A 10750-nucleotide genomic window follows, 5' to 3' on the forward strand; every position below is an offset into this window, starting at 1 on the left:
CGCAACCCCCTAGCGCGGTACGATCCGACCGTCCTTGGACAGACGGAAACCGAGCCGGCGTGCTGCGAACCAGTAGCGGACCAGCATGGCGCAGACGAGGCCGACCACGGCACCGGCGACCACGTCGCTCGGATGATGAGCGAGCAGCACCAGCCGGCTCACGACGATGATCACGGCGTAGATGAACATGGGGATGCGCAGCCGCGGCCAGACTGCAGCCACGGCGAAAGCCAGTGCGACGGCGGTCACGGCGTGGGCAGAGGGCATGCTGAAATAGGCCGGCGTGCCGTTGAACGGGTCGAAGTTGAAGGCATTCGCCTTGCCGCCGACAAAGGGACGGCCGCGGCCGATGATGTATTTCAGCACCTGCGCGGCGAGCACCGAGGTCACCACCGCGAAGAAGAAATACTGCATGTGGGTCGCGAAGTTCAGCAGCCGGCTGCGCGTCGCCTCGGGCCATAGCGGGGCGATCAGGATCGTGACGACGACGCCGACGGCGAGGACGCTGATGACGTACTCATCCTGACCGAACTCGGTGACGATGCGCCAGGGCCACAGGCTCGGCGTGCCGCGGGCGGGCATCAGCCCGATCTCGTAGGCGTCGAAGGCGAGCATCAGCAGCAGGATCGTGCCGACGCCGACGGCGCCGAGCAGCAGGAGCTGGCGCGACAGGTGCCGCCAGGCTGCAGCGTCCGGCGCCGTCTGCGGCCGACGCACCAGGCGGCCGAGCGAGAACTTGCCCACCATCGCGAGTTGGGCGACATAGGACGATGACGAAGGGGTCTCGGACGACATCTATTCGGTGCCTTCCGACCGATAGATCGCAATCGAGACCGGGCGGCCCTGCGAAATGTTGTAGCCGTCGATCCGCCGGGCGACGTTGTAGCGAAGCCCGATCGCCTCGGCCCGCTGCACGAAGGCACGCTCGGTGCGCTGCTCGACCAGGGCGAAGCGGCAGGTGCCCTGGCTGAGGAAGTCGGCCGCACCCGAGCCGTCCGTCAACTGCGTCGACGTGCCCGTCATGAACACGAGGCTGGGCTCGTGGAAGCCGGCCGCGGCCGCCTTGGGCCCGACGCAGACGACGTTGCGCAGCGCGCGCGCAATCTCGGCGCTCGGGAACAGCGGCGTCAGCGCCGGCAGCACCGCGCCATAGACCACGAAGGCGAGGAACATCGCCGCGACGGCCGCATTCAGCAGCGAGCGCTCGGCGCGGCCGTCATCATAGAGCCACCACGCGAACAGGCCGAAGATCAGCGACACCGCGACGAATGGCCAGGCCAGGAACACCGGCTGGTGCGTGACGATGATGGCGCCGATCACGGCGACGACCGAGGTGATGGCGGGAATCGCGAACCACCAGGCCGCGCCGCGCCGCAACCAGGAGCGCGACAGCACGCGCCGCTCCAGCGCGCCGACCGTGAGGATGGCGATCGCGGGATAGAGCGGCAGCACGTAGTGCGGCAGCTTGGTCAACGCGGCCTCGAAGACGATCCAGGACGGCACGAGCCACGCCAGCAGGAACTGTGCGCCCGGCTCGCGACGCGCGCGCCACACCGCGGGCGCCGCCATCAACGCCAGGGGCGCGCCGGGCCAGAAGGTGACGAAGAACAGCAGCAGATAGAGCCCGGGCGGAGCGCCATGCGACTCCTGGGCCGAGATCTTGGCGAGCATGTCGCCACCAACCGAGTCCGCAAAGAACGCGTCGCCCGCGCGCAGGAAGATCAGCACGAACCAGGGCAGCACCAGAACCAGCAGCCACATCAGGCCCCAGAGCGGGCGCAAGCGCCAGAGCCAGCCGGCCCCGCGATCCATGATCGCAAGCGAGATGATCGTGAAGCCCACCGGCATCAGGATCAGCGGACCCTTGACCAGAATGCTGACCGCAATGGCGGTCCAGAAGATCGCCGGCGGTCCCCACGGCGGATGCTCCGGATCCTCGCCGCGCTGCCACGACAGGTAGACGCGTGCCAGCGCGCCCATTGCGGCGACCACGGTGAACAGCAGCATCGCGTCGGTCTTGGCCAGACGCGCCTCGACGCCAAGCAGGACCGAGCAGCACATCAACAAGGCGGCGAACACGGCGCCGCGCCGCGTGACGAAGGCGAGCGCGGTCCAATAGGTCAGCAGCACGGCACCGATGGCACCGATCAGCGAGGGAATGCGATAGACCCAGATGCGCAGCTGCGCGCGCGGCAGTCCGATCGCCGATGCGGTCTCAACGGCCGCCGATTGCAACCAGTAGATGCCGACGGGCTTCTTGTAGCGCACGTCGTCCTGGAAGCGGATGTCGACGTAATCGCCGCTCTCGACCATCTGCTTGGTGGCCTGCGCGAAGCGCGCCTCGTCGCGATCGACCGGCGGGATCGTGAAGAAGCCGGGCAGGAACAGCAGCAAGCCGCAGACGAGCAGGAACGCGACCGCCCTGGCATGGCTCACGGTGACGGCATCGATCATCCGCACCAGCCGATTGCCCGGATTCACCAGGTTCTTCGGCTCGCGCGGCTCTCCAAAACGGGGGCGGGCATAGGTCTCGACCATGGGGTTCCGAATACGCTGAAACCACCATGCCGACAACCGCTTAGCGAACGGTCACTGGATTCTGACCACAACTGTGTCCGCCGCGCCCGTGGCGTCGATCACGGTCAGGCGGGCAAAGCCCGGCCCCGGCGGATCGATCAGGCGCTGGCGCCGGCTGTCGATCTCGCCGACCGGCAGGCCGTTCACCATCATCGTCAGCGGCAGCACGCCGCCCGAGACCTTCACCGGCATCACTGACGCCTCGGGGCCGCCCGAGCGGTCCACGTCGATGCGCGAGCCATTCAGCGGGAACTGGATGTGCGGCGCCTGCTCGGCGCCGGTGCGGACGAGTTCGCCGATCGGACGGAACCGGCGCAGCGGCAGCGGCAACTTTGAATTGTTGGCGACCAGCGCTCCCTTGGGCGGTTTGGGCAAGGCCGCGGGCAGCCTGCCGCTGCGGGCGAAGGCGTCGAACAGGATCGGCGCCGCGACGACGCGACCGACAAGTCCGGGAACCGGCGCACCATCCGGGCGGCCGACCCAGACGCCGATCGTGACGCGGCCGTCGAAACCGACCGACCACGCGTCGCGGTAGCCGTAGCTGGTGCCGGTCTTGAAGGCGATGCGGTTGCGCGCGGCGTTCTCCGGCGGCGGCGTGCCCAGGAGCACGTTGCCGACCTGCCAGGCGGCCACCGCATCCATCAGCCGCATCGGCTCGCGCCCGTCGTCCTTGTCGTCGGCGGCCATGATCTCGCGCAGCGGCCTGGTGGTGCCCAGCCGCGGGAACCCGGCATAGAGCTGAGCAAGATCCTGCAAGGTCACGCCGACGCCGCCGAGCCCCATCGCAAGGCCCGGTGCCTCGTCCTTCGGCAGCACGAGGTTGCCGCCGGCCTGCTTGAGCCGCGACGACAGCCGGCTGGCGCCGACGCGATCCAGCAGCACGATCGCGGGGACGTTCAGGGACAGCTGCAGCGCCTTGCGCACCGGCACCGTGCCCTGGAACGTCATGTCGAAATTCTCCGGCGCGTAGGAGCCGAAGCGCACCGGGCGGTCCTCGATCAGGCTCTCCGGATGCACGAAACCATCCTCGAAAGCGAGGCCATAGATGAAGGGCTTGAGCGTCGAGCCGGGCGAGCGCACCGCGCGCGTCATGTCGACCTGCCCTGCCCGCTTCTCGTCGAAATAGTCAGCCGAGCCGACATGGGCGAGCACGTCGCCGCTGTCATTGTCGACGACGATGATGCCGACCGAGACGTTCGGTCCCAGCGCGACGGCGCGGTCGCGCGCCAGCGGCTCCAGCACCTTCTGCAAGGAGGAATCCAGCGTCAGCCGGATGACCGGCTGGTCCTTCACGGCGGCCGCGGCCTGGTCGGCGGCATGCGGCGCCAGGATCGGCATCGGCTTGCGCAACGCCGGCACGGGCTGCGCCTTGGCCTGCGCGGCCTCGTCGGCCGAGATCACGTTCTCCGACACCATGCGGTCGAGCACGCGATCGCGGCCGCGGCGCGCCGCTTCGGGATGACGGTCGAGCCGGCGCGTCTCCGGCGACTGCGGCAGCGCCACCAGCAGCGCGGCTTCCGCCAGCGACAGCCGCTTCGGCTCCTTGCCGAAATAGGCGATCGAGGCGGCGCGGATGCCTTCGAGATTGCCGCCGTAAGGCGCGAGCGCCAGATAGAGATCGAGGATCTCGTCCTTGCTGAGCTTTCGCTCGAGCTCGAGCGCGCGCACGATCTGCCGCAGCTTCGCATGCAGCGAGCGCTGCCGCCGCGGCTCGAGCAGTCGGGCCAGTTGCATGGTGATCGTGGAGCCGCCGGAGACGATGTGGCCATGCGAGCCGAGCTGGATCGCGGCACGCGCCAGCGCACGCGGGTCGACGCCGTGATGGTCGTAGAAGCGTTGGTCCTCATAGGCGAACAGCAGCTTCAGATAGGTCGGATCGACGTCCTTCCTGGCGCTGACCGGCAGCCGCCACCGCCCATCCGCCATCGCATAGGCGCGCAGCAGCTTGCCGTGGCGATCGACCACGGTGGTCGAGACGGCTTTGGCCTCCTGCAGCGGCAGCGGGCCGAGGGAGAGGGTGTAGGCGCCTAAGGCCGTCGCTATGACCAAGATGAGCAGGAGCGCAAGCGCCGCTATACGTTTTGCGACGTGCCCTCTCCTTTCGTCATGCCCGGGCTTGACCCGGGCATCCATGCCGTCCTCGCGTGCGGTCGTGAATGGCCCGGTCAAGCCCGGCCATGACGACGGAGAATGGAGTTCCGCCGTGCGTCCATCATCGTTGGTCGCACCCTCGCTCATTTCGCCGCGCGGACCTCCACGGAGCCCGTCCCGGTCCGACCATAGCGCGAGGGATTGTACATGTCCTCGACATAGGCCTGCGGCAGCACATATTTGCCCGGCGACACCGCGCGGACGACGTAGGCGACCGTGAACACTGACTTGGCGTTCGCGGCACGGTCGAGCGCGGCGGTGAAGCGGTCGTCGCGGAACTCGGTGTTGACCGGTTCCTGGCCGTCCTCGATCCAGTCCAGCGTGCCGCTGTCGCCCGACGACACCAGATGCGGATTGTCGATCTCCAGCCCCGCCGGCAGATAGTCCGACACCATGATGTGCCCGTATTCCGGCTTGGCCTCGGTGACCTTCAGCACCACCGCGAAGCGGTCGTTCTGCTTCACGGTCTTGATGTCGGCCGGCTTGCCGTCGAGCGTGTAGTAGCTGCGCTCGATCTTGAAGCCGTTCGAGGCCGCCGGCTCCGGCGTCAGCGGCGAGCCGGAGACCGAGACCACCGCCTGCACCGGCGCCTCGCCGGTGTTGGTGATCTTCAGCGGCTGGCCGGTGAGCTCGGCCGCCTTGTAGCTGCGGTACATCGCCTGCTTCACCGCCTGCCCGTTCACATCCAGCGTCAGCGTCTCCTTGGCGAGCGCGCGCGCCGCCAGCACCATCCACGCATTCTCCTGCGTCGAGGTGTACGGCGTCAGCCCGCGCGCGGCCTCGACGCGGGCCACCGCTTGCGTCAGCGTCGCGCGCGGTGCGTTGCCCTCGCCGGCCAGCGACACCAGCGCCGCGGCGTCCCGCAGGTCCGAGCCGTAGTCGGTGCGGCCGAACACCAGCACCGGCTTCGGCGCGAGGCTGTCGGCGGCAGCGCCATAGACCCGCTCGGCGCGGGCGCGGTCGCCGACCAGCGCCAGCGCGGCTGCGAGCTGCGCCTTGGCGATTGGAGTTGCCAGATTGCCGAGCTTGGTGTCGGCGAGATAGCGCAGGTCGCCGATCGGCGCCGCGCCATTGCGCGCCAGCACGTAGAGGCCGTAGGCCAGATCGCGGCCGCCGGTTTTCTCCGGCTCCTCGGCATTGACGACCGAGTTCCTGACGCGGTCGAGCGCGCTCTTGAACAGCACGTCGGGCACTGCAAAGCCCTTTTCGCGGGCGCGGGTCAGGAAGTCCGTGACATAGGCATCCAGCCACGGATCGTCGCCGCCGGCCGACCACAGCCCGAACGAGCCGTTCGAGCCCTGCCGCGCCAGCAGCCGGTCAATGGAGTCGCGGATGCGCTGGTCGACCTCGGTGTCCATCGCCAGATGCGCGCCGGCCGCGAGCTCGTTGACATAGAGCAGCGGCATCGCGCGGCTGGTGATCTGCTCCGAGCAGCCATGCGGATAACGGTCGAGCGCCTTGAGGATGGTCGCCGCGTCGAGCGCGGTCGACAGCCCCGCCGACAGCGACACCGTGCCGGTGCCCGCCACGAGATCACTGAACATGTCCGACGTCAGCGTCAGGCTCTCGCCCTTGGCCAAGGTCCGGATCGAGCGCCGCGCCAGCACCTGCGTCGCCGGCTTGACGTCGAGCTGATAATGCCGCGCCAGCGATAGGCCATTCGGCCCCTTGATGTCGACATCGAGCTGCGCCGTGCCGGTGCCGGAGGCATCGAGCGGCAAGGTCGATGACGAGCGCTGTTTGGCCGCGAGCTTCAGCGTGACATTGGCATTGCCGGACACCTTGACCGGCCCGCTCGCCTTGAGGGCCACGACATAATCGCCCGGCGCGCCCTCGACGTTGTCGACGTCGAACGACAGCGTGCCGCGGTCGCCCGACAGCAGGAACCGCGGCAGGGTCGCCGTCAGCACCACGGGATCGCGCACGGTGACATCGATGTTGGCGCGGCCGACCTTGGTCGCGCTCCAGGCCACCGCCATGACACGCGCCGTGCCGGCGAACTCCGGAATGTCGAAGCTCACCTCCGCCGTGCCGTCCGGCCCGACGGTGACGATGCCAGAATACAGCGCCAAGGGCTTCTGCGTCGGGGGCGAGCCCTGCAGCTCGGCGCCGCCGCCGTCACCGCCGGAGCGGATCTGGCCGCGCGTGCCCTGCATGCCGTCGATCAGCTGGCCATAGAGATCGCGGATCTCGGCCGAGAGCTGGCGCTGGCCGAGGTAATAGTCATCCGGCGCCGGCGGCTTGTAGTTGGTCAGATTCAGGATGCCGACGTCGACCGCCGCGATGACGATCTTGGCGTCCTCGCCGGGATTGAGCCCGCCGATCTTGACCGGGATCTTCAAGCTGGAGCCCGGCCGCACCAGCGCCGGCGGCGTCAGCGCGACATTCAGCGTGCGCGCCGATTTGTCGATGCCGAACCAGGCGACGCCGAGCGCGCGGCCCGGCATGCGCTGCGCGGCCGCATCGAGCGGACGCCGGAGCGTCGTCACGACATACGCGCCCGTGCCCCAGTCCTTGCCGACGGGGAGCCTGACCTGGTTGGTGCCTTCCTTGACCTCGGTGGTCTGCGTCGTCAGCAGCCGGTCGCCGAGCACGTTGACCGTGAGCTTGCCGGCGGTGCGCGCATTGACGGTCACCACCATCGTGTCGCCCGACTGGTATTGCGGCTTGTCGAGCGAGGTCTCCAGGAGATCCGGCGTGTCGGCGCTGCCATCGGTGTACCAGCCGACGTCGAACTGCAGCGAGGTCACCGGTCCATCGGCATCCGCCGACTTGACGTCGAGCCGGTAGCGTCCCGCCTCCGGCTGGAAGCTCAGCCGCGCCGGCTTGCTCGCCGATATCGTGACGTCGCCGTCGCCGACGCGCTTCGTCGACTTCACCGGCTCGTACTCCCAATAGGCGTTCTGCCGATACCACTGATAGCGCGACTCGATCTTCAGGAGCTCGTAGCGCAAGCCGTTGCGCGCCAGCGTCTTGCCCTCCGGCGAGACGAACACGATGTCGAACTCGGCCTTGTCGCCCTCGCCGACGCTCTTGCCCGAGAACGACGGCTTGATGCCGATCTGCGCCGCCTTCGGCGCCACCGGCAGAGTGAGCTTGCGCTCGACCGCGCGGCCGCCGGTCTCGGCCATGCGCACGAAGATCTGCGCCTCCTGCGGCCGGCTGGAGGACGGCGGCTTCGCCAGGCTGACCGGGAAGGTCGCCGCGCCCTTGTCGTCGGTCTCCGGCAGGCCCTCGATCGGCGTGCGCTCATTGGAGGCGCTCTCCTCGTCGGCGACGCCGAACTGATAGCCCGGGAAGCCCGGCCGCTCCGCGGCGGTCGTCACCAGCAGGTCGCCCTCGAGCTGCAGGCCGGAGGCCGGCGCGCCATAGAGGAAATGGCCGTCGACCTTCACCTCCACCGGAGCATCAGCCTTGATCTGCTTGTCCTTGGAGGACAGGTCGAATTCCAGCCGCTCGGGCACGTAGTCCTCGACCAGGAAGGTGGTCTCGCCGACCGCCGTGCCCTTCGGATCGGTGAAGGCGCGCACGCGATAGGTCCCGGTCGGCACCGCCGAATTGAGCGCCACGCTCAGCGAGCGCCCGCCGGCGCCCTGGTCGGGCAGCACGGCGCGGCGGAACTCGACGCCGTCGGGGCGCTCGACCACCAAGGTCAGCGGCGTGCCGGTCATGGCGTTGCCCTGGCCGTCGCGCAGCAGCGCGGTGAGATAGACAGTCTCGTTGGAGCGATAGACGCCGCGCTCGGAATAGACGAAGGCATCCGGCCCGGCCGGCGCCTCGCGCCCGGCGACGCCGCGATCGGACAGGTCGAACGCCGATGTCTTCAGGCTGAGGAAGGCATAGTCGGCCTTCTCGCCCGACACCGTCAGCATCGCCGGCGACAGCCCGCCCTCGCCGCGCGCCAGCCCGGCCTCGAACAGCACATGGCCGGCCTCGTCGGTCTTGCGCGTCGCCAGGATCTCGTTGTTGCGCGCCACCAGCCGCACTTCGGCGCGCGCCACCGGATCGGTGGACGCCAGCGAGTTGACGAACACGTGGATGCCGTCATTGCCGGAGAACGCGGCGACGCCGAGGTCGGAGACGATGAACCATTGCGTGGCGAGCTGGCCGCCGCTGTCCTCGTCATTGCCGCTGGCCGGGCCCTTCGGCGCCGCGGTCATCACATAGACGCCCGGCTGCATGTCGCTGAGCGCCTGGTCGACCGGGAAGGCCGTGGTGACGTCCTGGTTGAGCGTCATCGCGGTCGAGAGCTCGCCGCTCCACACCTTCATGCCGCGCTCGTTGCCGAGATCGCTGAGCTGATAGCTCGACAGCGGCCGCTGGAAGTCGCTGTCGATGACGGTGTTGATCAGATTGCGGTCGCCGATCCGGAAGACGTTGATGTTGACCGCCGGCGTGTTGACGCTGACCAGCGGAATGCCCTTCTGGCCGGTGCGCGGCAGCACATAGGCCTTGCCGGTGAAGCGCACGAACGGCTTGCGGTCGCGGACATAGATGTTGAACTCGGCCGATTTCGGCAGGCTCTCCTTGACCGACGATGGCAGGCCGGCGCGCAGATTGATGTTGTAGCGCTCGCCATGCTTGAGGCCCTCGACGCAGAGCTGCTTGTCCTCCGAGGTCAGCGCCGGCTTGTCATTGCCGGCCTGCGCCACGAAGGGCGAGAAGTCGGTGCGCTTGGCGAGGTCCTCGGAGAACTGGAAGCAGGCGCGCGGGCTCGCCGAGTCCGAATCCACGGTGTAGTCGAGCAGCTTGAAGCCGTGCTCGTCGCGCATCCGCTCATACTGCCCTCTGATATCGGCGACCTCGCGCAGCTCGAGCGACATCCGCAGCGTATCCAGCGCCGGCCGCCACAACTTGCGCTCGGCCATGGACTTGCCGAGCACGGCGAGCGCATCGGCCTCCTCGCCGGCATTGCCGGCGCGCTGATAGGCGATGTAGGCCGCGGTCGAGGCGCGCTCCAGCAGGAACGTCTTCTCCGATGCATTGGCCGGCCAGATCTGGGTCATCACCGTTCGCGCCAGCCGCAGCCAGTTGCCGGAATCCTCCGGCGCGGCGGTCGCGATCTGCCCGAGGATCTGCAGGCCGGTGCGCAGGTCGTTGCGCCGCAGCGCCGCGTCGGCATCGGTGCGGAGCGTCGCGAGCGGCTTGTTCACCGCCCCCGCCTCGGTCTTGATCTGCGCCTCCAGCTTGATCGCGGCATCCGCGAGGTCGTCGCGCTTGAACGCCTTGTCGGCGGCGAGCGCCGCGGACCCGGCGGAGACGAGGCCGAGCGCCATGACGGCGCAGACGGCGGCGGCGCGAACCAGACCGATCATGGGACAGCTCCTTGGACGGTTCTCGAGACGTGTTGTGCGGAGATCTCTGGGACGGCGCGTCGGGACGGGACGCCGGCCGTGTTTGGCCGATTCGTGGCCAGAATGGACGCGAAATGGTGACGGACTGATGGCAAAGGTTGTGGCGGCCAGGAGAGCGGACCAGGATAGCGGACCTTGGCCGGGGCGGCCACCGGCGCCTCGCCGCAGCCGGGAAAATGGAATCATCAACGGCAATTCACAGCGCATGGCAACCCGGCAAGGCCCGCGGCCGCCGTTCATCCGGCGCCACCGACGCGGAAAACGGCGCAAAGCCCTCCTCCGCCTCCGCTTGGTCGCGCCATCACCGGATCCGGTTCGGCCGCTCTTGGCGAAACCAAAGATTTTTCATATGACCCGTGCTATGGATTCCGCGCCGGCCGGCCCCGCCCGCCGGCACCGGTCCCGTGAACCGGCCGCGAGGTCCGTTCATGTCGTGTCCGTTCATATCGTGTCCGTTCACGCGTTCGCCGTTCACGTCGCGACGACGGTCCCATAGCTCAACTGGATAGAGTAGCGGATTTCTACTCCGCGGGTTGCAGGTTCGAGTCCTGCTGGGATCGCCAACATTTTCAAAAACTTACGGCGACTATACTACTAAGTTTTATGTCGCGCGTGTTGCGCAAGATTCCCAAAATATTTTCAACGATTCCTCAGAACTCCTCGCTGCT

At 68.3% G+C, this 10750-nt stretch carries 4 protein-coding genes and 1 tRNA gene; 1 reads left to right on the forward strand and 4 read right to left on the reverse strand.

Translation table 11 applies throughout. The features are described from left to right. Positions 1–9: 9 nt before the first annotated feature. The 4 genes from BRAS3809_RS33500 to BRAS3809_RS33515 form a co-directional block, all read right to left on the reverse strand. Entirely contained in the window at positions 10–795 is a 786-nt protein-coding gene (locus BRAS3809_RS33500) for a phosphatase PAP2 family protein (protein ID WP_008966451.1), read from the reverse strand. Next, positions 796–2538 carry an ArnT family glycosyltransferase gene (locus BRAS3809_RS33505; RefSeq protein WP_008966452.1) on the reverse strand — a complete coding sequence of 581 codons (1743 nt, stop codon included), beginning with the start codon at positions 2536–2538 and terminating at the stop codon, positions 796–798. A gap of 51 nt (positions 2539–2589) precedes the next feature. After that, complete coding sequence (pbpC, locus tag BRAS3809_RS33510) at positions 2590–4710, reverse strand: penicillin-binding protein 1C (protein ID WP_035660324.1); 2121 nt, start codon at positions 4708–4710, stop codon at positions 2590–2592. 101 nt (positions 4711–4811) lie between these two features. Further along, positions 4812–10043, reverse strand: coding sequence for an alpha-2-macroglobulin family protein (locus BRAS3809_RS33515; protein WP_008966454.1), 5232 nt, complete (start codon positions 10041–10043; stop codon positions 4812–4814). 525 nt (positions 10044–10568) lie between these two features. Here BRAS3809_RS33515 and BRAS3809_RS33520 point away from each other — a divergent pair. Next, positions 10569–10645: transfer RNA gene (locus BRAS3809_RS33520), tRNA-Arg, on the forward strand. Positions 10646–10750: the final 105 nt, after the last annotated feature.

The organism is Bradyrhizobium sp. STM 3809 (assembly GCF_000239795.1).
In the GTDB taxonomy this organism is placed as follows: Bacteria; Pseudomonadota; Alphaproteobacteria; order Rhizobiales; family Xanthobacteraceae; genus Bradyrhizobium.

Bases quoted from the DNA above. Each gene is read 5' to 3' on its own strand.
- BRAS3809_RS33500 (WP_008966451.1), bottom strand. From the start codon at position 795: ATGTCGTCCGAGACCCCTTCGTCATCGTCCTATGTCGCCCAACTCGCG.
- BRAS3809_RS33505 (WP_008966452.1), bottom strand. From the start codon at position 2,538: ATGGTCGAGACCTATGCCCGCCCCCGTTTTGGAGAGCCGCGCGAGCCG.
- pbpC (WP_035660324.1), bottom strand. From the start codon at position 4,710: ATGGATGCCCGGGTCAAGCCCGGGCATGACGAAAGGAGAGGGCACGTC.
- BRAS3809_RS33515 (WP_008966454.1), bottom strand. From the start codon at position 10,043: ATGATCGGTCTGGTTCGCGCCGCCGCCGTCTGCGCCGTCATGGCGCTC.